We start from the raw sequence: 23,012 nt of genomic DNA on the forward strand, positions 1-23,012 counted from the left end.
TCGCCATGCCTGCCCCGTTGAAGCAGATCGAGGCCACGCCCACCTTGCCGCGCGAGGCGGATGTCGTAGTGATCGGCGGTGGGGTGGTCGGGACCTTCGCGGCCTACTACCTCGCCAAGCGCGGGCTGAAAGTGGCGCTGGTCGAGAAGGGGCGTGTCGGGGCCGAGCAGTCCAGCCGGAACTGGGGGTGGTGCCGGCAGCAGAACCGCGACGCCCGCGAGTTGCCCCTGGCCACCAGGAGCCTGTCGCTCTGGGACGAACTGGCGGCCGATCTGGGCGAGGACGTGGGCTTTCGCCGTTGCGGGCTGCTGTACCTCAGCAATGACGAAGCCGAGCTGGCGGGCTGGGCCCGGTGGGGCGCCTTCGCCCGCCAGGTGGGCGTCACGACGCACATGCTGGACGGCGACGAGGCCTCCCGGCGCGGCTCCGCCACGGGGCGGCGCTGGAAAGGCGGGGTGTTTTCGCCCACGGACGGCGTCGCCGATCCGAGCCGGGCCGTGCCGGTCACGGCCCTTGGCGTGATGAAACACGGCGGCGCCGTGCTGCAAGGCTGCGCCGCCCGTGGCCTGGAGCTCACGGGCGGGCGGGTCAGCGCAGTGGTCACCGAGGTCGGCGTCATCCGCACCCGTACGGTCGTGATGGCGGGCGGAGCCTGGGCGTCCTCCTTCTGCAACCAGCTTGGGGTGCGATTTCCCCAGGCCACGATCCGATCGTCCATCCTTGCGGTGGGGCCGGGGAGCCAAGCCATTCCCGACGCCCTGCACACGAAGGCCGTATCCGTCACCCGTCGCGGGAACGACGGCTACACCCTTGCGATCAGCGGTGGGGCGCGCGTCGACCCGACCCTGCAACAGCTGCGCTACGTGGGTCATTTCGGGCCCATGTTCGTCAAGCGCTGGCGCAGCCTTGCGCCGGGCGGCCTTCAGGCCTGGCGGGCCGGACACGAAACGCTGTCCCGCTGGCGGCTGGACGCTCCCACACCGATGGAGTCCTGCCGGATCCTGGATCCCGCCGTGGACGAACGGCAGATCCGCCAGACGCATCGGCGGGCGGTGGAGCTCTTGCCTGCGCTTTCATCTGTCCCGATCACGGCCGCGTGGGCCGGTTACATAGACAGCACGCCGGACGGTGTGCCGGCGATCGGCGAAATCGAACCCGTGCCCGGTTTCATTCTCGCCGCAGGCTTCAGCGGCCATGGGTTCGGCATCGGCCCCGGCGCGGGGCATCTGATCGCCGACCTCATCACGGGAGCGACGCCGCTGGTCGACCCCGAACCTTATCACCCCCGCCGTTTCGCAGCCTCCGCCAGAGGCAAGGTGGCCGACTTCTAGCTCGGCGAGCCGATATCGCGCCGCCGTCCAGGTTGCGGCGGGGATCCCGGCCTTTTCAGCCCGCGCCAGGCCCTCCACGGCTCATGGCGATGGGAGTACCGCTTGAACCCGCGGGCGGCCCCGACGATATCCGTCGACAGGGCAGGGGAGCAGGCGCTGCATCGCGGCAGCGAAGCCTAACGGTCTGATGTTGAACAGGTTCACCGACGCCACTCCAGCTCAGCTTCGCTTGGAGCATGGTCAGCGTGAAAGGGTGCAAGCACCCAAGCCGCTGGGGTCAGCGCTGGGGCTGGCGGAAGGGGTGGGATTCGAACCCACGGTGAACTTGCGCCCACGGCGGTTTTCAAGACCGCTGCCTTAAACCACTCGGCCACCCTTCCCGCGTTCCGGCTTGGCCGGCGGGCGGACATCCATGCCGCGTCCGGGTCGGGAAGGCAAGATGGCGCGAACGGCGCGGCGCGCGCTGAAACCGGGAGGCTCCCGCGTCCGTACCATCCGCTGCGCGTCCTGGAGCGCGCGGCTGCACGGGAGGACGAGATGCGAGCATTGAAGGGGCTGGCCGCCATGGCGGGCTTGCTGGCGATCGCGGCGGGGACCATGGGCGCCTCGGCCGAAACGCTGAGGGGAGCGGATCTGCAGCGCGCCGTGTCGGGCAAGCGCATCTTCCTCGCCGTGCCCCTGGGAGGCGAGTTCCCGCTCAACTACCGGCCCGATGGGCGCGTCGACGGCTCGGGCGACGCGGTCGGCCTCGGCCGATTCATGAAGCCCAGCGACAGCGGGACCTGGTGGGTCGCGGGCGAGAAGCTCTGCCAGCAGTGGCGCACCTGGTATGACGGGCGCGTCTTCTGTTTCACCATCGCCCGCAGCGGCCCCAACCGGCTGGCCTGGGTGCGTGACGACGGGTCCAAAGGGGTCGCGCGCGTCGCCGACTGATGTGGCGTCCGCGACACGCCGTCCGGCTTTCTACCCTGCGAGCGCGCTTCGTCCGCAACCAACACATTTCCGCCTTGATCGGCCGCCGAATTGGTGGCGTCTTTCAGACGGGATCGTGGCGAAGCGTCAGCGTCGCGTTAACCGTCGCCCTGCCGATGACGTCAGGATTAACCGGACGTTCATGGGATCCCGGCAGACATGTCGGGTGCGGGCGACAGGTTGCGCTCGCGGCCGGCCTGCCGAGAGACACGGCGGAAAGCGTCGCAAAAGGGTGAGCAGATGGGACTGAACCGGATTTCAACCGACCCAGCCGTCGCATCCGTATCATCGTCCCGTCTCTCGATCCTCCAGTCTTCATCCGCTTCGTTCCTGTCGGTCTCCCGCGGGACGGCGCTGTCGCGCGGCGCGCGCATCGGCGCGGCGATCGCGATCGGCCTCGTGGCGGCCAACTGCTCATCGTCTCCGACGCGGGTCGCCCGCGGCGGCGGCGTCGATCCGAAATACGGCGTCAGCGCCAGCCCGCGCGTGGTGGCCGACGGCCAGCCGGTGCCCAAGGGCGGCGGCCGCGACCTCGTCGGCAAGCCCTATGTGGTGGCCGGGCGGCTCTATACGCCGCGCGAGATCCCGAACTATTCCAGCGTCGGCACGGCCTCCTGGTACGGCTCGGCCTTCCATGGACGGCTCACCGCCAATGGCGAGGTGTTCGACCGCAACTCGATCACCGCCGCCCATCCGACGCTGCCGCTGCCCAGCTATATCCGCGTCACCAACATGGACAACGGCTACTCGATGATCGCTCGCGTCAATGATCGCGGGCCCTATCACGGCAACCGTCTCATCGATGTGAGCCAGCGCGTCGCCGAGTCGCTGCGCTTCAAGCACATCGGCACCGCCCGGGTGCGGGTGGACTATGTCGGTCGGGCCGCGCTCTCGGGCAGCGACGACGAGCGGCTCTACGCCACGCTCCGCAATGACGGCCTGCCGGCGCAGCTGCGCGGCTCCGCCACCCTGGTGGCCAGCGCCGAGCCGGCCTACGCGCCGCAGCCCATCCTCGCCGCCCGGCAGGCCCCCGCCGCGCCGGCGCAGGAGCCGGAGGACGACTCGGCCCAGGAGGCCGCCGCCCCGGTCCAGCCGTCCCGCACCATCGCCGCGCCCCGCACGGCGCAGCCGGCCGCGTCCTCGCCCGTCGTCGCGGCGCTGCCGCTTGGGCGCCCGGCGCCCGGCGTGCCGCTGCCTCCCGACCGCCCCTTCGACCTCGGCACGATCCCGAACGCCGCCAAGCCCGTGGCGGCTCCCGTCCGCCGCACGGCCCAGACCGGCGGCGCCGTGACGGCCGGCCTGTTCTATGCGCAGGCCGAGCCCATGGCCTCGTCCTTCCGCAAGGACGACCCGATGGGCCGCCTCATCCAGCAGAACTTCGTTCCGCTCCGTTCGGGCGCCCAGTTCTGACCTGAACCCGAGCCGGTCCGCCTGCGGGCGGGACAAACCTGTCGGTCGCCGTTGATTTCTCCGGTTCGCCCGCCCATTCTGCGCGGCGGGACGCAAGGATGGCGGCGATGCGGTGGATTTCCTTCGACGATTCGGGTGGCGGGCCTCCGAAGGGCCGGGCGCCGTACTGGCGCGCCGGGATGACGGCCGCGCTCTGCGCGCTGCTGGCCCTCGCCGGCGTCGCGATCTCCATCGAGCCGGTTCGGGCGCAGCAGCAGGGCGGCGCCCAGCAAGGCTTCCAGACCTCGGCGCCCTACGCCATCCTGATGGACTTCGAGAGCGGCGCGGTGCTTTACGAGAAGGCCGCGGACGAACTCATGGTGCCGGCCAGCATGGCCAAGCTCATGACCATCGAGCTGCTGTTCAAGGCCCTGGCCGAGGGCAAGGTCAAGCCGGACGACGAGTTCCTGATCTCCGAGAGCGCCTGGCGGCGAGGCGGCGGCCCCTCGGGCGGGTCGTCGATGTTCGCCGCGCTGAACAGCCGGGTGAAGATCTCCGACCTGATCCCCGGCATCGCCGTGCAGTCCGGCAACGACGCCGCGATCGCGGTCGCCGAGGGGCTGGCCGGCAGCGAGGGAGCGTTCGCCTCCCGCATGACGGCCCGGGCGCGCGAGCTCGGGATGACGAAGTCGACCTTCACCAACGCCACGGGCCTGCCGGATCCGGACCAGCGGGTGACCGCGCGCGAACTCGCGATCCTGGCCCATCACATCATCAAGACCTATCCGGAGCAGTACAAGGTGTTCGCCCTGCGCGAATTCACCTGGAACAAGATTCGCCAGCAGAACCGAAACCCGCTGCTGACGCTGGATGTCGGCGCCGACGGCCTGAAGACCGGCAATGTCGGCGAATCGGGCTTCGGGCTGGTCGGCTCGGCCGTGCAGAACGGCCAGCGGCTGATCGTGGTCGTCAACGGGCTGAAGACGTCCAAGGACCGGTCGGAGGAGGCGCGGCGCATCCTCAACTGGGGCTTCCGCTCCTTCGAGGCCAAGGAGGTCTTCCCGGCCGGCGCCGCCGTCGGCGAAGCCAAGGTGTTCGGCGGCCAGCCCGGCTCCGTCAGGCTGGTCGCCGGCGGTCCCGTGAAGGTGCTGACGCCCCGGGGCAGCACGGAGCGCCTCAGCGGCCGGATCGTCTACCAGGGCCCGCTGCGCCCGCCCGTGAAGGCCGGGCAGGAGATCGGCCGCATGCGCATCATGCGCGGCGAGACGCAGGTGCTGGATCTTCCGGTCTATGCGGACGAGGCCTCCGAGCCTGGCTCGCTGACCAAGCGCGCCATGGACGCCGCGACCGAGTTCGCCGTCGGCTTCGTCCGCAGCAAGTTCCAGAAGTCCGGGTCGTGAGCCAGGCGCACGGCCGCGGCCGCTTCATCACGCTGGAAGGCGGGGAGGGGACAGGCAAGTCGACCCAGGCCGCCCGGCTCGTCGCGGCCCTGGCCCAGAGGGGCGTCGACGCCATCGCCACGCGCGAGCCCGGCGGCTCGCCGCGGGCCGAGGAGATCCGCGCCGTCATCCTGTCGGGCTCGGCCGAGCGGCTGGCCCCGGTGGCAGAGGCGCTGTTGTTCGCCGCCGCGCGCGCCGACCATGTCGAGAAGACGATCCGGCCGGCCCTGGAGCGCGGGACATGGGTGGTCTGCGACCGCTTCGCCGACTCCACCCGGGCCTATCAGGGCGCTCTGGGCGGCCTCGACGACGACACGTTGGGCGCGCTGGAGCGCATCGCCGTCGGCGACGCCAGGCCCGACCTCACGCTCGTGCTGGACCTTCCCGCCGCCGTCGGCCTGGCGCGGGCGTCCCGCCGGCGAGGCACGGGCGAGGTCGACCGCTTCGAGCAGGAATCGCTGGCGTTCCACGAGCGGCTCCGGCAGGCCTTCCTGCACATCGCCCACCGCGATCCGCAGCGCTGCGCAGTCGTCGACGCCAGCCTCGACCCCGACGCCGTGACGGCCTCCCTGATGTGCGTCGTCGATGCGCGGCTGGTCGCGCCGCACAAGGCCAGGGAGCGCGCGAGCTAGATGGCGCAGGACCAGGACGTCCCCGAGGCCGATCGTCTGGACGGCGCGCCGCATCCGCGGATGGCGTCGGCGCTGGTCGGGCAGTCGGCCGCCGAGACCGCCTTTCTGGACGCCTACCGGGGAGGGCGGTTCCCTCACGCCTGGATCCTGGGCGGACCGGAGGGCGTCGGAAAGGCCACCTTCGCCTATCGCGCCGCCCGCTTCGTCCTCGCGCATCCGGACCAGCGCTCCCCCGACGTGCGGGAGGCGCGCGACCTCGCCACCCCGCCCGGCAGCGCGGTCGCGCGCCGCGTGGCGGCGCTGGCCCACACCAGCCTGTTCGTGGTCCGCCGGCAATGGAATCTGGAGAAGAAGTCCATGCCGTCGCAGATCCCGGTGGATCTGGTCCGCAAGGCGGTGTCCTTCTTCGGCTCGACCGCCGGGGAGGGAGGCTGGCGCGTCTGCATCGTCGACTGCGCCGAGGACCTCAACGTGCAGGGCGCCAACGCGCTTCTGAAAGTGATTGAAGAACCGCCGCCCAAGTCCTTGTTTTTGATCGTGTCCCACATGCCGGGTCGGCTGCTTCCGACCATCCGGTCGCGGTGCCGCCTGCTGGGCTTTCGCACCCTGCGGCCCGCCGATATCGGGCGCGCCGTCCGGTCGGCGCCCATGGACGAAGGCGAGGCGCCGGACGCCGCGCTCATCGACCGGGCGGCCGCCCTGGCCGACGGGTCGGTGCGCGGCGCCTACAAGTTGATGGACGAGGGACTGCTCGCCATCGTCGAGCATGTCCGCGCCGCCCTGGACCGCCTGCCGGCGCTGGACTGGAAGGACGCCCACGCCATCGCCGAAGGGCTGGCCGGCAAGGCCAACGACGCGGCCTATGAGACGGCGGTGGAGACCATCTTCGCGTGGCTGGGCGAGCAGACCGCGGCCCGGGCCGGGGAGGGCGCCCGCCGCCTTGCACCCCTGGCGGAGGTATGGGACAAGGTGGCGCGCTCGGTGCGAGAGACGGACACCTATAATCTGGACCGCCGGGCGCTTGTCCTGACCCTATTCTCGGACCTCTCGGACGCGCTCCGGGCGTCGCGCGCGGCCTGAGGCTCCGTTTTGTGAGAGACCGAGGCCGTCATGGCTGAAAAGCCGAGCTATTACATCACCACTGCGATTTCCTATCCCAACGGCGCTCCGCATATTGGGCACGCCTATGAGCTGATCGCCACCGACGCGATCGCGCGCTTCAAGCGCCTCGACGGCTTCGACGTCTTCTTCCTCACCGGCACCGACGAGCACGGGCAGAAGATGCTGCAGACGGCGGCGCGCGAGGGCGTCACCGCCCAGGAGCTGGCCGACCGCAACGCCGCGGTCTTCCGCGCCATGGCCGCCGCGCTGAACGCCTCCAACGACGACTTCATCCGCACCACCGAAGAGCGGCACCATCGCGCCTGCCAGGAGATCTGGAAGCGCATGGAGGCCAAGGGCGACATCTATCTGGCCGCCTACGCCGGCTGGTACTCGGTGCGGGACGAGGCCTACTACGCCGAAAGCGAGACCAACGTCGGCCCCGACCAGGTCCGGCGCGGGCCGTCCGGCGCGCCCGTGGAGTGGGTAGAGGAGGAGAGCTATTTCTTCCGTCTGTCCGCCTACCAGGACCGGCTGCTGGCGCTCTATGAGCAGCAGCCCAACTTCATCTCCCCGGAGGAGCGCCGCAACGAGATCGCCAGCTTCGTCCGCGGCGGCCTCAAGGATCTCTCGGTCAGCCGAACCGCCTTCGACTGGGGCATCCCGGTGCCGGGCGACCCCAAGCACGTCATGTATGTCTGGGTCGACGCGCTGACCAACTACGTCACCGCGACCGGTTATCCGCACGACACGCCGCGGGCGCATTTCTGGCCGGCGGACGTGCACATCATCGGCAAGGACATCGTCCGCTTCCACACGGTCTACTGGCCGGCCTTCCTGATGTCGGCCGACTGGCCCCTGCCCAAGCGCGTCTTCGGCCACGGCTTCCTGTTCAACCGCGGGGAGAAGATGTCGAAGTCGGTCGGCAACGTCATCGACCCGTTCACGCTGGCCGAGCATTACGGCGTGGACCAGCTGCGTTACTTCTTCCTGCGCGAGGTCCCGTTCGGGCAGGACGGCAATTACTCGCACGAGGCGATCGTCGGGCGCATTAACGCCGACCTCGCCAATGACCTGGGCAACCTGGCGCAGCGCTCGCTGTCCATGGTGGCCAAGAATCTCGACGGAGTGGTGCCCGCGCCCGGGCCGCTGACGCCCGCGGACGCCGCCATCCTGGCCGCCGCGGACGCCCTGCCGCAGCGCGCGCGCGACGCCATGGAGAACCTCGCCCTCCACAGCATGCTAGCCGAGATCTGGCGCGTCGTGGGCGACGCCAACCGCTACTTCGCCAACGAAGAGCCCTGGGTGAAGCGCAAGAGCGACCCGGAGCGTTTCGCGACGGTGCTCTATGTCACCGCCGAGGTCCTGCGCGCCATCGCCATCATGGCCCAGCCGGTGATCCCGCAGGCCGCCGGCAAGCTGCTGGACCTGCTCGGCGTTCCGGCGCAGGCGCGCGATTTCGCCCAGGTCGGGGAGGGGGCCCGGATCGCCCCGGGGACGGCGCTGCCGGCGCCCTCGCCCATCTTCCCGCGTTATGTAGAACCTGAATGATCGGCTATAAGGCCCTGAAACTTATATCGTGTTAGAAGATCCCATGCTCGTCGACAGCCATTGCCACCTGGACTTCCCGGACTTCGCGCCCGAGCTCGACGACGTCGTGGCGCGGGCCCGTGCGGCGGGCGTCGGCGCCATGCTGACCATCTCGACCCGGGTCGCCAAGGCGCAGGCCTATCGCGCCCTGGCGGAGCGCTACGCGGACGTGTTCTTCACCATCGGCACGCATCCGCATCAGGCCGCCGAGGAGCCGGACGTGTCGGCGGACGACCTCGTCACGCTGGCCGCGCATCCGCGCTGCGTCGGCATCGGCGAGGCCGGGCTCGACTATCACTACGGCTACAGCCCGAAAGACGTGTCCGAGCGCGTATTCCGCACCCACATCGCGGCGGCGCGCGCCACCGGGCTTCCGCTCGTGATCCACGCGCGCGACGCCGACGAGGACATGATCCGCATCCTGGAGGACGAGACCGGGCAGGGCGCCTTCAAGGCGGTTCTCCACTGCTTCTCGTCCGGGCCGGAGCTGGCCCGCGCCGGCCTCCGGCTGGGCCTCTACGTCTCCTTCTCGGGCATCCTCACCTTCAACCGCTCCGAGGAGATCCGGGCCATCGCCGCCGAGGTGCCGCTGGACCGGCTGCTGGTGGAGACGGACGCGCCCTATCTGGCGCCGCCTCCGCATCGCGGGAAGCGCAACGAGCCGGCCTATGTGGTCCACACCAACGCCGTGCTCGCCAGGGTCAAGGGCGTGAGCCCCGACGCCATGGCCCAGGCCACGACGGACAACTTCTTCCGGCTCTTCGACAAGGCCGTGCGCCCGGTGCGGGCCAGCGCCGCATGACGGTCCGGATCACCATCCTGGGATGCGGCTCGTCCGGCGGTGTGCCGCGGGTCGGCGGCGGCTGGGGCCGATGCGATCCGGCGAACCCGCGGAACCGCCGCCGGCGCTGCTCGATTCTGGTCGAGCGGACGGGCCGCGACGGCGTCACCAGCGTTCTGGTCGACACGTCGCCGGACGCGCGCGAGCAGTTGCTCTCCGCCGATGTGCGCCACCTCGACGCGCTGCTCTACACCCATGACCACGCCGACCACACGCATGGCATCGACGACGTCCGGCCGCTCGTCATCCACATGCGCCGGGTGCTGCCGGCCTTCATGGACCAGACGACCTCCGACCTGCTGCGCCACAGGTTCTCGTACTGCTTCGCGTCGCCGCCGGGCAGCGACTACCCGCCGATCCTGCGCGAGTTCCGGATCACGCCCGGCCATCCCGTGGTGGTGGATGGCGCCGGCGGCGTGGTCGAGGCGCTGCCGATCCCGGTGCATCACGGCCCAAACTACGATGCGCTCGGATTCCGCTTCGGCGCCGTGGCCTATACGCCTGACGTCAATGCGATTCCCGACGCGAGCCTGCCGCTGCTCGAGGGCCTCGACCTGTGGATCGTGGATGCGCTGCGGCCGACGCCGCACCCGACCCATTTCTCGCTGCCCGAGACGCTCGACTGGATCGCCCGCATGAAGCCGCGGCGCGCAGTGGTCACCAACCTGCACACCGACCTCGACTACGAGGCGCTGCAACGCGATCTGCCGCCCGGCGTGGAGCCGGCCTATGACGGCATGGTGCTGGAGGCCTGAGCGGTCCTGCGGCTTCGGCCCGGCGCCGTCGCCCATTGAGGTTCCATAATATATCTTATGCGAATGACGGGCAGCCCGACCTGGGCCGGCAGACCTGCGGCCCGCGTACGCTTTGACCCCGTCCCTGCGCCCGTCATGGAGCGATGCCGGCTCTCGTCCGTTGCCTTGCGCGGGGCCGGCGGCTGCAGCGACGGTGGACGTGATGACCGACGTCGAGACCGATCTCACGGGCTTTCGGGTTCTTCTGGTCGAGGACAACGGGCTTCTGGGCCGCTGCCTGGCGGACGCCCTGATGGACTTCGGCGCCCAGGTGCTCGGACCCATTCCCGATCTGGCCGAGGCGTTCCGCTGTCTGTCGGCCCGGCACCTGGAGCTGAACGCGGCCGTCCTCAACGTCACCATTGGGACCGAGACGTCCTATCCGCTCGTCGATCTGGCCGACGGCCTTGGCGTGCCGTGCCTGTTCGTGACGGGCTGTGCGGCGCAAGACATTCCCGCGCGATATGGCCATGTGCCGGTTTTCGAAAAGCCGGTGGAATCGGACGCCTTCGCGGCCTGCGTCGCCGAGATGGCGCGCAGAAGACTTCCGCAGCATTGAAGAGCCTGCACTGAGCTGACGACGCAGGGTTGAATCGCCATGGCGAACGCCTTACGGCTTCGCGCGATGACGAACCCTTGGCGCGCGATCCTTCAGGTCTGGGCCGTGACCGCCGTCGCCGCCGCGGCGGCCGTGGCGGCGCTGATCCTGGTCGTGGATCCTTATGACACCGGCCGCATTAGGGGCCTGGGCCTCGGCTTCACCCGCGAGCAGGCGCCGCGAACGGCCAACGCCAGCCGCGCCCGGAACGCCCGCTTCGACGCAGCCGTGCTCGGCAACTCCCATGTGCAGCTGCTGTCGCCGGCGCGGCTCGGGGCCGCCACCGGCGCGACCTTCGCGTCGCTGATCGTGCCGGGCTCCGGGATCCCGGAGCAACTTGCGGTGCTCGATTATTTCATGCGCTGGCGCCCTGCCCCGCCGCGCATCCTCATCTTCGGCGTCGACGAGTTCACATGCCGGACCGGCTTGGGGGCGAGCCAGAGCCTGCAGGTCGGGCCGTTCCCGTTCTGGCTCTACGCGCCTGGGCTCGCCGCCTATCTGCGCGGGGCGTTCCGCTACACCCTGGTCGAGGATGCCGTCACGCTGCTGACAGGTTCCGCCCGCGCCACGAGCCTGGCCGACGCCGACGGGTTCTGGAACTACGAGGCCAACAAGGTCTGGGCCGAGGCGGCCGCCGCTACCCGGATCGACGCCAGCCAGAAGCGGCCGATGGCCCGGTTCGATGGTCCCTTCCCGGCCGTCGAGGCGCTCAGCGACAGGATCCAGGCCCTGCCCTCCACGACCAGGGTCGTGATCGTCGCCCCGCCCGTCTACGCGCCGCTGCTGGCCCCGCCAGGTTCGCGCGAGGACGCCGCCGAGGCCGCGTGCAAGGCCCGCATCGCCGCGATCGCCACGCAGCGTCCCCACACGCGCTTCCTCGACTTCCATCGCGACACGCCGGTCAGCCGCAGCAAGGAATCCTTCTGGGACGGCTCGCACATGACGGGCGCGGTCGCGCAGGAGATCGAGGCCGCCATCGTGAAGGCGCTCGCCACCGACGCGGACTGATCAGCAAACGCCAGCGGGCGGGCCCTTTCAGGCCCGCCCGCTGCGCAGATATCGAGGCTGCCGGCCCGCGATCAGGGCTTCGGCGGCGTCGCCGGGGCGGGAGCGGCCGCGCCGGGGGCCGGGGCCGCGCCGCCGCTCTGCTCGAGCTTCTTGCGCATGTCGTCGGCCTGCTTCTGCATCTGCTCCTGGAGTTGCTTTTGCTGCTGCTCCAGCACCGCCGGGTCGATCGGCGCGCCGTCATAGGCCTTGCCGAAGCCGGCCATCGGCACCTGGAACGTCACTTCGCGCGTGAACTGGTTCTGCACGCTGATGTTGAGGTTCGTGGCCTTTTTGAAGGAGTTGATCACGTCCTCCTTCACCGGCCCCTCGGCGAAGCAGCCGTTCGGGAAGCAGATCGCGTAGCGGCCGCTCTGGGCGCCGCCATTGTCCGCCGCGTAGCGAATGCCCGGCTGCAGCAGCAGGCCGAGCGGCATCAGGAAGCGCACGATCTTGTTGGCGTCGCCCTTCACGTCATAGACGGCGACGGCGAGGACCGGCTGGCCCTGGTCGGAGACGAAGTCACGGGTCGTGTAGCAGATTTCCTTGCCGGCGGCCGGATCCTTGCCGCACACCTTCACCCAGTCGGCCTGGGACGGCTCGGGCTTCACCTGCACCACCGTGGGGCCCTGCGGCGCGGCGGCCTGCCCCTGCGGGGCGGCGGGCTGCGCGGGGGACGCCGGTGCGGCGGGCTTGGGGGCAGCAGGCTTCGTCTGGGCGAGCGCCGGCGCAGCGACCATCAAGGAGGCGGCGGTGAGGAGCGCCAGCCGGCGCGGGCGCAGAGCGGACCACCGGTCGAAAGACATCAGGATATTTCCTCTTCGATTGGATGGGACGACGGCGGCTGCCGGCGAAGAGATCGAATGAGCGACGCCCGACCCGCGCGGGACAATCAGCCCATCGACGGAGCGCGCGCGCCGGATGGCCAAGACAGTCCCGACGATCCCAGCCCGCTGCATCGGCGCTGATTGAGGCGTCAGGATGACGAGGCCGATGCCTCATAGCTTGTTCCATCAAGGGTTTCCAGCCGAAAAGTCGCCATTCAACCGCAGCGCAACCTGGCCGATGGCCGGCTTGCCGCCGTCATGACGGGCCATGATAGGCTGCGCCGTGGTCACAAACGCTCGAATCAACGCTGGCCGGCGGCCGAGACGCCGTCCCTTCCAGACTCTCGCGCTGGGGTTTCTCGCCCTGTTCTGCGCCGGGGCGGTCGTCGCGGACCCGGCCTGGCCCCAACCGAGGCACGGCGTCGCCATGCATGGCGAACCGGCGCTGCCGCCCGGCTTCGCCGCCCTCCCCTATGTCAACCCGGACGCGCCCAAGGGCGGCCGCATCGTCTTCGGCGTGCAGGGCACGTTCGACACGCTGAACCCCTTTGCGGTCCGCGGCATCGCGGCCCAGGGCGTCGCGCCCCCGACGGCGCTCGTCTTCCAGGGCCTGATGGCGCGGTCCTTCGACGAGCCGTTCTCGCTCTATGGGCTGGTCGCCGAGACCATCGAGACGCCGGACGATCGCAGCTGGGTGCAGTTCCGGCTGAACCCCAAGGCCCGGTTCTCCGACGGCGTTCCGGTGACCGCGGCGGACGTGCTGTTCACCTTCAACCTGCTGAAGGAGAAGGGAAAGCCGAACTTCAGGAGCTGGTACGGGAAGGTCGCCAAGGCCGAAGCCCCGGACGACCGGACCGTGCGGTTCGACCTCGCCGGCGCGGACGACCGCGAACTGCCTCTGATCCTGGCCCTGATGCCGGTCTTCGCCCGCCACGCCATGAACCCGGAGACCTTCGAACAGACCAACCTCGCCCCGCCGGTCGGCACGGGGCCCTATGTGGTCGCCGCCGTGAAGCCCGGCGAGAGCGTCACCTATCGGCGCAACCCTGACTACTGGGCCAGGGACCTGCCCATCGCGCGCGGGCTGCACAACGCCGACGAGATCCGGTTCGACTATTTTCGCGACGCCAACAGCCTGTTCGAGGCCTTCAAGGGCGGCCTCTACGATGTGCGCGCGGAGGACAGCCCCACCCGCTGGGTCGGCGGCTATGATTTTCCCGCCGTCCGGGACGGCCGCGTGGTGAAGGACCCCGTTGCGGTGCATACGCCCAAGGGCATGAACGCGCTCGTCTTCAACACGCGCCGGCCGCTCTTCGCGGATGTGAGGGTGCGCGAGGCGCTGGGGCTCCTCTTCGATTTCGACTGGGTGAACCGCAACCTCTTCGCCGGCGTCTATCGCCGCACGACGAGCTATTTCGAGGGCTCGGACCTCGCCTCGACGGGCCGCCCCGCCTCGGATGCGGAACGCAGCCTGCTGGCGCGCTTCCCCGGCGCGGTGCGCTCCGACATCCTGGACGGGCGCTGGGCCCCGGCGCAGGCCGACGGCAGCGGCCGCGACCGGGAGCAGGCCCGCCGGGCGCTCGCCCTTTTGGAGGAGGCCGGCTACGTCCTGCGCGACGGCGCGTTGCGGGACCGGCGCACGGGCGAGCCGTTCAGCTTCGAGTTCGTGTCCGCGAGCCGTGTCCAGGAGCGCCTCGCCCTCAACTTCGCGCAGGCGCTCCGGCGCATCGGCGTCGACATGCGCGTGCGGCTCGTCGACGACGTGCAGTACTGGCGCCGGCTGACGGCCTTCGATTTCGACATGATCCAGTTCACCTGGGGCGCCTCCCCCTCCCCCGGCAACGAGCAATATGGCCGCTGGGGAAGCCGGTCGGCGGATCGGTCGGGCTCGCTGAACTATGCGGGCGCGCGATCGCCCGCCATCGACGCCCTGATCGAGGCCATGCTGTCGGCGCGCGAGCGGCCGGATTTCGTCGACGCGACCCGCGCGCTGGACCGCGTCCTGCTGTCTCAGTTCTACGTCGTGCCGCTCTTCAACCAGCCCGAACAGTGGATCGCCCACACGGCGGCCGTGAAACGGCCCGAACGGGCCTCGCTGTTCGGTTTTCTCCCCGAGACGCTCTGGCGAGAATCGCCCTGACTCGGGCAAGGTGAACGCGCAACAGGATTTGTGCGAGCCGTGCGGTGAGCCACGCCATCGACATCGAAAGCGCCGCGACCGCGCCGTGGTCCGGGGTGACGCTCGTCGACCTGTTCCAGGGCAGCGCCAACCTCAACGGACAGGCCCTCGCCTTCGCCGAGCCGGTGACCAGTGGCGGGCGCATCACCCGCCGCACCTATGCGGAGGCCGCCGCCACCATCGACGGGCTGGTGCATCGGCTGGAGGAGATCGGCCTGGCCCGCGGCAGCCGCATCCTCGTCGCGCTAGGCGGCACGATCGAGGCGCCGCTGGCACTGCTCGCCATCCTCAAGGCGGGCTACGTTCCCTGCCTGCTCCCGGTCTGGCTGCAGCCTGAAACGCTGCTCGAGGCGCTCCAGGCCTCCGGCGCCAAGGCCATCGTGACCGTCGGCGCGCTCGGGCGCCTGCGTCCGGCCGAGATCATGCGCGCCGCCGCCGCCGCGCCGGACGGGCCGCGCTATGTGCTCGCTTTCGGCGACAGGCTGCCCGCGGGCGTGATCCCCCTCTCCGACACCCTCATCCGCAGCGTCGACACCGGCTTCCACATCCCGTTCGACGCGCCGGACGGCGCCCCCGCCCCCATCCTGACGCTCGACGTGCGGCCCTCCGGCGCGCGCTGGATCGAGCACGACCAGGAGGCGCTCGCCGCCGCCGCGCTGGGGATGGTCACCCAGTGCGGTCTGGGCTCGGCCGAGCCCATCCTGTCGACCCTGGCGCCGGTCAGCGCCGCCGCGCTCTGCACCGGCCTCATCCCGGCGCTGCTGACGGGGGCGACGCTGCACCTGCATGGCGTCTTCGACGCCGCGACGCTGCTTCTGCAGCTCGGCATGATGGTCAAGCCGCATCTGGTCGCGCCAGCCGGGCTGGAGCAGTCCCTGCAGCAGGCCGGCCTGCTGGGGACCGAGACGCTCAGCTCCACCGTCTTGCTGCATCGCCCGCCGGCGCGCCTGGACCAGCGCGACAGGCTGCGCCGGCGCGAGTCCCCTGTCATCGACGCCGTCGCGCTCGGCGAACACGCCATGCTGCTCGGGGCGCGAACCAGCGAGGGCCTGCCCGGCCTCGCTCTGGACGCCGTGCGCCTGCCCGACGAACCTGACGGCGCCCTGATCCTGGAGGCCCGGGCCGGCCCGGGCGAGCGGATCGAGGTCCGGGGCGCCGCCGTCAGCGGCTTCGAGGACGGCGGCGCCCGCACCGGCCTCGCCTGGATCCCGACCGGCCATGCGGTGCGCGCGGAACGCGGCCGCATCCTGCAGGTGGATCCCGCCTGAGCCCGGCGATTTGCCCTTTGCGCCGATCGCCCTAGCTTGCTGGCCAACACCCCGCGTCCGACAGGACGCGCACACGGGAGCGGCTCATGTCACACGACCCCTTCGACTCCCACCGGGACGACCCGATCCGCCAGGCCGACAAGGCCGATGCGCAGGAGCCGGTCCCCGCCGTCGAGCCCGTCACCATCGACGTGGTCTCGGATGTCGTCTGCCCCTGGTGCTATGTCGGCAAGCGGCGCCTCGACAAGGCGCTGGAGATGCAGCCGGAGACGCCCGTGGTGGTGCGCTGGCGCCCCTTCCAGCTCGATCCGACGATCCCGGCCGGCGGTCACGACCGCAAGGAGTACATGACGCGCAAGTTCGGTGACCGGCTCGCCGAGGTCCATGCGCGCCTCGTCGAGATCGGTCGCGAGGAAGACATCCCCTTCGCCTTCGACGCGATCAGGCGCTCGCCCAACACGCTCGACGCGCACCGGCTCATCCGCTGGTCTTGGACATGGGGCGTGCAGGGCGCGCTGGTGGAATCGCTGTTCAGCGCCTTCTTCGTCGAGGGCCTCGACATCGGCGACCTGGAGGTCCTGGCGGACCGCGCCGCGCTGGTCGGCATGGACCGCGAGGAGGCCGCCGACTTCCTGCGCTCGGCCGAGGCCGCCCCCGAGGTCCAGCGGGAGATCGAGCAGGCCCAGCAGGTCGGCGTGCAGGGCGTGCCCTTCTTCATCTTCGCGGGCCGCTACGCCGCCTCCGGCGCCCAGCCCGCTGACGTCCTGGCCGGCGCCATCGCGCAAGCCTTCACGGCCGGCGAGGCCGACGAGGAGTAGCGCCCCCTCCCCGCTCCGCAGCCCCTCACGCCGCCTTCTTGGTCTCGGCGATGCGCGCCAGGTTGCGCAGGATGGTGGCGGCGCCCTTCAGGCGCTCCTCGGCGTCGTCGAAATCGCGGATGAACACGATGCGCATGTCGGGGCGCACCTTGGCCAGCGAGCCCTGCTCGCCGACATAGCGCACGAGGCCTTCCGGGTTGGCGAAGGCGTTGTCGCGGAAGCTCAGGATCAGGCCCTTGGGCCCGGCGTCGACCTTTTCGACATTGGCCCGGCGGCACAGGGCCTTGATGCCCACGATGGCGAGCAGCTGCTTCACCTCGTCGGGCAACGGCCCGAACCGGTCGATCAGCTCCGCCCCGAAGCCCTCGATCTCCTGGTCCGTGTCCAGCGTCGACAGGCGCTTGTAGAGCCCCAGCCGCAGGTGCAGGTCCGGCACGTAATGCTCCGGGATCATCACCGGGGTGCCGATGGTGATGCTGGGCGACCAGCGGCCGTCCTCGATGTCCTCGTCCGTGACGCCGGCCTTGAGCTGGGCCACCGCCTCCTCCAGCATCTGCTGGTAGAGCTCGTAGCCCACCTCCTTGATGTGGCCCGACTGCTCGTCGCCGAGCAGGTTGCCCGCCCCGCGGATGTCGAGATCGTGGCTGGCGAGCTGGAAGCCCGCGCCCAAGGTGTCGAGCGACTGCAGCACCTTGAGCCTGCGCTCCGCCTGCACCGTGAGGGTGCGGTTGGCCGGTACGGTGAACAGCGCATAGGCGCGCGTCTTGCCGCGCCCCACCCGGCCGCGCAGCTGATAGAGCTGCCCCAGCCCGAACATGTCCGCCCGGTGCACGATGAGGGTGTTTGCGGTCGGGATGTCGAGGCCGGACTCCACGATAGCCGTGGAGAGCAGCACGTCGTATTTGCCTTCGTAGAAGGCCGTCATGACGTCCTCGAGCTCCGTCGCGGCCATCTGGCCATGCGCGATGGCGACCTTGGCCTCCGGGACCTCAGCGGCCAGGAAGGCGCGGGCCTCCGCGATGTCCTCGATGCGGGGGCAGACATAGAAGCTCTGGCCGCCGCGATACCGTTCGCGCAGCAGCGCCTCACGGATCAGCAGCGGGTCGAACGGGGTCACGAAGGTGCGCACCGCCAGGCGGTCCACCGGCGGCGTGGCGATGATCGAGAGCTCCCGGACGCCCGTGAGGGCGAGCTGCAGCGTGCGCGGGATCGGGGTGGCCGAGAGCGTCAGTACATGCACCTCGGCCCTGAGGTCCTTCAGGCGCTCCTTGTGGGCGACGCCGAAATGCTGCTCCTCGTCGACGATCAGCAGGGCCAGGTCCCGGAACTGGATCGCCTTGCCCAGCAGCGCGTGGGTGCCGACCACGATGTCGATGTCGCCGCTGGCGATCCCCGCCTTGACGGCCTTCATCTCGGCCGCCGGCACGAAGCGCGAGGCCTGGGCCACCTTCACGGGCAGGCCGTGGAAGCGCTCGGCGAAGGTCTTGTAGTGCTGGCGCGCCAGCAGCGTGGTGGGCACCACGACGGCGACCTGCCGGCCGGCCATAGCGGCCGCGAAGGCGGCCCGCAGGGCCACCTCGGTCTTGCCGAAGCCCACGTCGCCGCAGATCAGCCGGTCCATCGGCCGGCCCGACCCGAGATCGTCGAGCACCGAGTCGATGGCGTTCTGCTGGTCCTCGGTCTCGTCATAGGGGAAGCGGGCGGCGAACTCGTCATAGACGCCGTCCGGCGCGACGAGGCGCGGGGCCTCCTTCAGCGCCCGGGCCGCCGCGATCTTGATGAGCGCATGCGCCATCTCGCGGATGCGCTGCTTGAGCTTGGCCTTGCGGGCCTGCCATCCGCCGCCGCCCAGGCGGTCGAGCGCCACCTCGGTGTCCTCCGAGCCGTAGCGCGACAGGAGCTCGATGTTCTCCACCGGCAGGAACAGCTTGGTGTCGCCGGCGTAATGGATCTCCAGGCAGTCATGCGGCGCCCCGGCGGCGTCGATCGATTTCAGCCCGACGAAGCGGCCGATGCCGTGGTCGACATGCACCACGAGGTCGCCCTGCGTCAGGCTGCCGACCTCCGCCAGCATGTCCTGCGGGCGCTTGGACCGCCGCGACTTGCGCACCAGCCGGTCGCCCAGGATGTCCTGCTCGGCGACGACCGCGAAGTCCTCGGTCTCGAAGCCTGCCTCCATGCCCCAGACCGCCAGCGTGGCGACGTTGCGCGGCTGCGCCATGGCGTGCGCCAGGACCTGCACGGAGACCGCGCCCTTCAGTCCGTGGTCGCCCAGCACATGGGCCAGGCGCTCGCGCGAGCCCTCCGACCAGGCGGAGAGGATCACCCGCTTGCCGTCCTGCTGCAGCGCGCGGACATGGGCGACGGTCGCGTCGAACACATTGGCGGCGCCGCTCTCGCCCTCATGGGCCCGCTCGGCCGAGAAGCTGCGTCCCTGCCGCCCGCCCATGTCCAGAACGGCCCTCCCCGCGCCTTCAGGCTGGGCGAAGGGGGTGAAGCGCGTCACCGCGGCGTCGGAGAGCGCGGCCGCCCATTCCTGGGGCGTCAGGTAGAGCATCTCCGGCGGCAGCGGCTTGTAGGGCGGGCCGGACGGCGCGCCCGGCTGGCGCGACTTGTCCAGCACGGCCCTGCGGGCGTCGTAATAGTCCTGAACCTGCGCCAGTCGCTCGCCCGCGGCGTCGTCGGCGTTGTGGTCGAGCAGCACGGGCGCGCCGCCCAGATAGTCGAACAGCGTGTCCAGCTTTTCGTGGAACAGCGGCAGCCAGTGCTCCAGCCCGGGATGGCGGCGCCCCTCGCTGACGGCCTCGTAGAGCATGTCGTCGCGCGTGGCGGCGCCGAACAGCGACAGGTAGTTCTGCCGAAAGCGCCGAATGTTCTCCGTCGTCAGCTGGACCTCGCTCATCGGCACGAGATCGAGCGCCCGGAGCTGGCCGGTGGTGCGCTGGGTCTCCGGGTCGAAGGCCCGGATGCTCTCCAGCGTGTCGCCGAAGAAGTCGAGCCGCACCGGCGCGGGCAGGCCCGGCGCATAGAGGTCGATGATGCCGCCGCGCACCGCGTATTCGCCGGTCTCGCGCACCGTGGAGGTGCGCTGGAACCCGTTGGTCTCCAGCCAGCCGGCCAGGGCCGTGGTGTCGACCATGTTGCCGGGCGCGGCGGAGAAGGATTCCGCCCCGATCCGCCGCATCTGCGGCACGCGCTGCACCATCGAGTTGATCGTGGTGGTGAGGATGCGCGGCTTGTCCTCGCCCGAGCGCGAGCGCGCCAGCCGGGCCAGCACGGTCATCCGCTTGGCCGCGACGGCGGCGTTCGGCGACACGCGGTCATAGGGCTGGCAGTCCCAGGCCGGGAGCGACAGCACCTCGATCTCGGGCGCGACGAAGGCCAGGCCGTTCTCCAGCAGCGCCTGCCGCTGGCCGTCGCGCGCCACATAGACGAGCACGGCCGGCCGCTCCGGCCCCTTGCGGGCCAGCACCCGCGCCAGATCGGCCACCACCATCGCGTCGAGCCCGTCCGGCACGGAGGACAGGATGAGGCTCTGGCCCGACCCGATGAGGTCGGCGAGGCGGTCGGCGGGGCGTTGCGGCTTGGCCATGGCGGAGCTTGCGGTTCCAATGCGAAGAGACCCGGACCCCGTTTTCGGGCCCGGGCGAAGAAGGTCAAGACCGCCGGGCGACGTCCGGCTGGGTCCGAGGCGGGCCCGGGGGCCCGCGCTCCGGGCTGGGCCTTACACCATCACCACATGCACGTGGCAGGTCGGCTTCTTGCCCCAGGCCTCGCCCACGGCGGCGCGGACGGCCCGCTCGATGGCGTTCTCGACGAGATCCGCGTCGCGCCGGCGCTGCTTGGGCAGGCCCCGCAGGACGTTGATGATGGCGTCGTCGATGACGTCCTCGAAGGGCTCGCCGGAACGCGTCTTCTGCGGCAGGCCGGTGATCTCGAACGCCGGGTCGCCGACGAGGTCGCCGCGGCCGTCCAACGCCAGCGCGATCGAGACCACGCCCGCGAAGGCGAGGCGCCGGCGCTCCTGCACGGTCGACTCGCCCGCGCTGATCAGAAGGTCGCCGTCCTTGTAGAGCTTGCCGTAGGTGACCTCGTCGATGACGCCCGGCTTGCCCGGACCGAGCAGCACCATGTCGCCGTCCTTGGCGATCACCACGTTCGGCACGCCGAGCGACCGCGCCAGCTTGGCGTGCTCGTCGATGTGCAGCGCCTCGCCATGCACCGGAACGGCGACCCTCGGGCGCACCCACTCATACATCCGCTCCATCTCGCCGCGGCGGGGATGGCCGGAGACATGGACCATGTGGGTCCGGTCGGTCAGCACCTCCACCCCGCTGCGGATGAGCGAGTTGACGATCCGCCCGACCGCCTTCTCGTTGCCCGGGATGGTGCGCGACGACAGGATCACGAGGTCGCCGGAGGCGAGCGCCACGTCCGGATGCTGGTCTTCCGCGACGCGGGCCAGCGCGGCGCGGGGCTCGCCCTGGCTGCCGGTCAGCAACGCCACCACCTTGTCGCGCGGCAGGGAGCCATAGGCGTCCGTGCCGCGGAACGGCCTGACCCCGTCCAGATAGCCGCAATCCTCCGCGACCTGGATCACCCGGTCCATGGCCCGGCCGATGGCGATGCATTCGCGGCCATTGGCGGCGGCGGCCTCCGCGACGGCCCGGATGCGCGACACGTTGGAGGCGAAGGTCGTCACCGCGACGCGGTTCTTGGCCTGCCCGATGATCTCGGTCAGCGTCTTGGCCACGTCCGCCTCCGAGGGGCTCTCGCCGCCCCGGATAACGTTGGTGCTGTCGCAGATCATCGCCAGCACGCCCTCGTCGCCGAGTTCGCGCAGGCGCTTCTCGTCCGTCACCCAGCCTGCGCCGGGCGTGGGATCGATCTTCCAGTCGCCGGTGTGCAGCACCAGGCCGGCCGGGCTGCGGATCGCCAGGGCGCAGGATTCCGGGATGGAGTGCGCCATGCCGACGAACTCGACCTCGAACGGTCCCATCTGCACCCGGCTGCCGCGCTCCACCACGTTCATCGGGATCTTGCGCGCGCCCTGCTCGTTGAACCGCCGCACTTCCAGGAGGTTCGCGGCGAACTTGGTCGCGTAGACCGGGGCCTGCAGCCGGGGCCACAGGTCCGTGAGCGCGCCGATATGGTCCTCATGGGCGTGAGTGATGATGATGCCCATGAGGTCGTTGCGGTTCGCTTCCAGGAAGCGGATGTCGGGCATCAGCAGGTCGATGCCCGGCAGGTCGTCGCCCGCGAAGGCGACGCCGCAATCCACCATGATCCACTTGCGGCGGCCCTTCGGTCCGAAGCCGTAAAGCGCGGCGTTCATTCCGATCTCGCCCAATCCGCCCAGCGGCACGAAGACGAGTTCGTCGTCGCCCAACGCCATCCGTTATCCTCTCTGTCTCAAATGTCTGCAGGTTGCAGGTTCGTCAGGAACACGTCGCCTGCTTCGAAGGCGACCCTACGGCCGCCCTCGTCGAGGAGCAAACGCCCCTCCCCGTCCAGGTCCACGAAAACGCCGCGGCGCTCCCCTTCGGGACGCCGCACCAGGATGGGCTCGCCGAGCCCGCCCGCTCTCTTTAGCCAATCGCGCCGGATATCGGCGAAGCCGGCCCCCGCGTCCCAGCGCCGCAGCGCGGCCGCCATGGCGTCCGACAGGGCCGAAAAGAGCGGATCCACGCCGACCGGAAGTCCCTTCGCGCCAAGATCGGTCGCCGGATAGGGCGTATCGGCCGGATGATGGGCGGCGTTGACCCCGATGCCGATCACGACGAGGAGGTCACCGCCGGCAAGCGTCGCGCCCTCCACCAGGATCCCGGCCAGCTTGGCGCGGTCGAGCAACAGGTCGTTCGGCCATTTCAGCGCAGCGCGACCCGGCGTCAGCCCCGTCGCCTGCTCCACCGCCGCGTGCAAGGCCACGCCGGCGACGAAGCCGAGCTGCGGCGCGACCGCCGGCCGGCAGGGCGCGGCGAGCAGCAGGCTGGCGTAGAGATTGCCGGGCGGCGACGACCAGGCCCGGCCGCTGCGCCCGCGTCCCCTGCCCTGCTGGCGCGCGACGATCCACAGGCCGCCCGGGTCGCCGGCGCGGCCGCGGGCCATCGCCTCGTCATTGGTCGACCCGAGGCTGTCGAAAACCTCGAGGCGGAACTCCCGGGATCGCGCGGCGTCGCCCAGCTTCAC

The 23,012-nt window shown here is 70.6% G+C and carries 18 protein-coding genes and 1 tRNA gene; 14 read left to right on the top strand and 5 right to left on the bottom strand.

Annotated elements, in window-relative coordinates:
• Window positions 1–5: 5 nt before the first annotated feature.
• Window positions 6–1,331, top strand: coding sequence for an NAD(P)/FAD-dependent oxidoreductase (locus tag ABEG18_RS10760; protein WP_406858052.1), 1,326 nt, complete (start codon window positions 6–8; stop codon window positions 1,329–1,331).
• Window positions 1,332–1,621: 290 nt separating this feature from the next.
• On the opposite strand, the gene ABEG18_RS10765 is transcribed toward ABEG18_RS10760, so the two are convergent.
• A tRNA-Ser gene (locus tag ABEG18_RS10765) sits at window positions 1,622–1,711 on the bottom strand.
• 157 nt (window positions 1,712–1,868) lie between these two features.
• Between ABEG18_RS10765 and ABEG18_RS10770 the strand changes: the two genes are divergently transcribed.
• From ABEG18_RS10770 to ABEG18_RS10815, 10 genes are all read left to right on the top strand, one after another.
• Window positions 1,869–2,264, top strand: a complete 396-nt coding sequence (locus ABEG18_RS10770) for a hypothetical protein (RefSeq protein WP_406858053.1) — start codon at window positions 1,869–1,871, stop codon at window positions 2,262–2,264.
• A 279-nt stretch (window positions 2,265–2,543) separates the two neighbouring features.
• Complete coding sequence (locus ABEG18_RS10775; protein ID WP_406858054.1) at window positions 2,544–3,713, top strand: septal ring lytic transglycosylase RlpA family protein; 1,170 nt, start codon at window positions 2,544–2,546, stop codon at window positions 3,711–3,713.
• A gap of 179 nt (window positions 3,714–3,892) precedes the next feature.
• Window positions 3,893–5,092 carry a D-alanyl-D-alanine carboxypeptidase family protein gene (locus ABEG18_RS10780; RefSeq protein ID WP_406858592.1) on the top strand — a complete coding sequence of 400 codons (1,200 nt, stop codon included), beginning with the start codon at window positions 3,893–3,895 and terminating at the stop codon, window positions 5,090–5,092.
• Window positions 5,089–5,763, top strand: a complete 675-nt coding sequence (gene tmk, locus ABEG18_RS10785) for a dTMP kinase (RefSeq protein WP_406858055.1) — start codon at window positions 5,089–5,091, stop codon at window positions 5,761–5,763. The genes ABEG18_RS10780 and tmk overlap by 4 nt, the downstream gene beginning before the upstream one ends.
• Window positions 5,764–6,843: a DNA polymerase III subunit delta' gene (locus ABEG18_RS10790; RefSeq protein ID WP_406858056.1), complete on the top strand. Its 1,080-nt coding sequence runs from the start codon at window positions 5,764–5,766 to the stop codon at window positions 6,841–6,843. It abuts the gene before it with no gap.
• A gap of 30 nt (window positions 6,844–6,873) precedes the next feature.
• A complete protein-coding gene (metG, locus tag ABEG18_RS10795) occupies window positions 6,874–8,415 on the top strand; it encodes a methionine--tRNA ligase (protein ID WP_406858057.1) in 1,542 nt (513 codons plus the stop codon).
• Window positions 8,416–8,458: 43 nt separating this feature from the next.
• On the top strand, window positions 8,459–9,256 hold the full coding sequence (locus ABEG18_RS10800; protein ID WP_406858058.1) for a TatD family hydrolase: 798 nt from the start codon (window positions 8,459–8,461) through the stop codon (window positions 9,254–9,256).
• Entirely contained in the window at window positions 9,253–10,050 is a 798-nt protein-coding gene (locus ABEG18_RS10805) for an MBL fold metallo-hydrolase (protein WP_406858059.1), read from the top strand. Before ABEG18_RS10800 ends, ABEG18_RS10805 begins: the two co-directional genes overlap by 4 nt.
• A gap of 202 nt (window positions 10,051–10,252) precedes the next feature.
• Window positions 10,253–10,648: a hypothetical protein gene (locus tag ABEG18_RS10810; RefSeq protein WP_406858060.1), complete on the top strand. Its 396-nt coding sequence runs from the start codon at window positions 10,253–10,255 to the stop codon at window positions 10,646–10,648.
• A gap of 66 nt (window positions 10,649–10,714) precedes the next feature.
• Window positions 10,715–11,695, top strand: a complete 981-nt coding sequence (locus ABEG18_RS10815; protein WP_406858061.1) for a hypothetical protein — start codon at window positions 10,715–10,717, stop codon at window positions 11,693–11,695.
• Between the two features lie 71 nt (window positions 11,696–11,766).
• Here ABEG18_RS10815 and ABEG18_RS10820 read toward each other — a convergent pair whose 3' ends face one another.
• On the bottom strand, window positions 11,767–12,537 hold the full coding sequence (locus ABEG18_RS10820) for an invasion associated locus B family protein (protein WP_406858062.1): 771 nt from the start codon (window positions 12,535–12,537) through the stop codon (window positions 11,767–11,769).
• A gap of 448 nt (window positions 12,538–12,985) precedes the next feature.
• Between ABEG18_RS10820 and ABEG18_RS10825 the strand changes: the two genes are divergently transcribed.
• The 3 genes from ABEG18_RS10825 to ABEG18_RS10835 all read left to right on the top strand — a co-directional run bounded on the left by ABEG18_RS10825 (window position 12,986) and on the right by ABEG18_RS10835 (window position 16,823).
• Complete coding sequence (locus ABEG18_RS10825) at window positions 12,986–14,698, top strand: extracellular solute-binding protein (protein WP_406858063.1); 1,713 nt, start codon at window positions 12,986–12,988, stop codon at window positions 14,696–14,698.
• A gap of 44 nt (window positions 14,699–14,742) precedes the next feature.
• On the top strand, window positions 14,743–16,005 hold the full coding sequence (locus tag ABEG18_RS10830; RefSeq protein ID WP_406858064.1) for an AMP-binding protein: 1,263 nt from the start codon (window positions 14,743–14,745) through the stop codon (window positions 16,003–16,005).
• A gap of 86 nt (window positions 16,006–16,091) precedes the next feature.
• Complete coding sequence (locus ABEG18_RS10835) at window positions 16,092–16,823, top strand: DsbA family oxidoreductase (RefSeq protein WP_406858065.1); 732 nt, start codon at window positions 16,092–16,094, stop codon at window positions 16,821–16,823.
• A 25-nt stretch (window positions 16,824–16,848) separates the two neighbouring features.
• Here the strand turns inward: ABEG18_RS10835 and mfd are convergent, their stop codons facing one another.
• The 3 genes from mfd to ABEG18_RS10850 form a co-directional block, all read right to left on the bottom strand.
• A complete protein-coding gene (gene mfd / locus ABEG18_RS10840; RefSeq protein WP_406858066.1) occupies window positions 16,849–20,415 on the bottom strand; it encodes a transcription-repair coupling factor in 3,567 nt (1,188 codons plus the stop codon).
• Between the two features lie 132 nt (window positions 20,416–20,547).
• The gene (locus tag ABEG18_RS10845; RefSeq protein WP_406858067.1) at window positions 20,548–22,218 is read right to left on the bottom strand and encodes a ribonuclease J; all 1,671 of its coding nucleotides are present in this window, start codon (window positions 22,216–22,218) and stop codon (window positions 20,548–20,550) included.
• A gap of 17 nt (window positions 22,219–22,235) precedes the next feature.
• On the bottom strand, window positions 22,236–23,012 hold the full coding sequence (locus tag ABEG18_RS10850; protein ID WP_406858068.1) for a biotin--[acetyl-CoA-carboxylase] ligase: 777 nt from the start codon (window positions 23,010–23,012) through the stop codon (window positions 22,236–22,238).

This window comes from Alsobacter sp. KACC 23698, assembly GCF_045348435.1.
Classification (GTDB): domain Bacteria; phylum Pseudomonadota; class Alphaproteobacteria; order Rhizobiales; family Beijerinckiaceae; genus Alsobacter.

What these genes read in the sequence shown, in the direction of transcription:
- ABEG18_RS10825 (WP_406858063.1), top strand. Translation starts at nt 12,986, where the DNA reads ATGCATGGCGAACCGGCGCTGCCGCCCGGCTTCGCCGCCCTCCCCTAT.
- ABEG18_RS10800 (WP_406858058.1), top strand. Translation starts at nt 8,459, where the DNA reads ATGCTCGTCGACAGCCATTGCCACCTGGACTTCCCGGACTTCGCGCCC.
- ABEG18_RS10790 (WP_406858056.1), top strand. Translation starts at nt 5,764, where the DNA reads ATGGCGCAGGACCAGGACGTCCCCGAGGCCGATCGTCTGGACGGCGCG.
- mfd (WP_406858066.1), bottom strand. Translation starts at nt 20,415, where the DNA reads ATGGCCAAGCCGCAACGCCCCGCCGACCGCCTCGCCGACCTCATCGGG.
- ABEG18_RS10810 (WP_406858060.1), top strand. Translation starts at nt 10,253, where the DNA reads ATGACCGACGTCGAGACCGATCTCACGGGCTTTCGGGTTCTTCTGGTC.
- ABEG18_RS10815 (WP_406858061.1), top strand. Translation starts at nt 10,715, where the DNA reads ATGACGAACCCTTGGCGCGCGATCCTTCAGGTCTGGGCCGTGACCGCC.
- ABEG18_RS10775 (WP_406858054.1), top strand. Translation starts at nt 2,544, where the DNA reads ATGGGACTGAACCGGATTTCAACCGACCCAGCCGTCGCATCCGTATCA.
- ABEG18_RS10845 (WP_406858067.1), bottom strand. Translation starts at nt 22,218, where the DNA reads ATGGCGTTGGGCGACGACGAACTCGTCTTCGTGCCGCTGGGCGGATTG.
- ABEG18_RS10820 (WP_406858062.1), bottom strand. Translation starts at nt 12,537, where the DNA reads ATGTCTTTCGACCGGTGGTCCGCTCTGCGCCCGCGCCGGCTGGCGCTC.
- ABEG18_RS10835 (WP_406858065.1), top strand. Translation starts at nt 16,092, where the DNA reads ATGTCACACGACCCCTTCGACTCCCACCGGGACGACCCGATCCGCCAG.
- metG (WP_406858057.1), top strand. Translation starts at nt 6,874, where the DNA reads ATGGCTGAAAAGCCGAGCTATTACATCACCACTGCGATTTCCTATCCC.
- ABEG18_RS10805 (WP_406858059.1), top strand. Translation starts at nt 9,253, where the DNA reads ATGACGGTCCGGATCACCATCCTGGGATGCGGCTCGTCCGGCGGTGTG.
- ABEG18_RS10760 (WP_406858052.1), top strand. Translation starts at nt 6, where the DNA reads ATGCCTGCCCCGTTGAAGCAGATCGAGGCCACGCCCACCTTGCCGCGC.
- ABEG18_RS10780 (WP_406858592.1), top strand. Translation starts at nt 3,893, where the DNA reads ATGACGGCCGCGCTCTGCGCGCTGCTGGCCCTCGCCGGCGTCGCGATC.
- ABEG18_RS10770 (WP_406858053.1), top strand. Translation starts at nt 1,869, where the DNA reads ATGCGAGCATTGAAGGGGCTGGCCGCCATGGCGGGCTTGCTGGCGATC.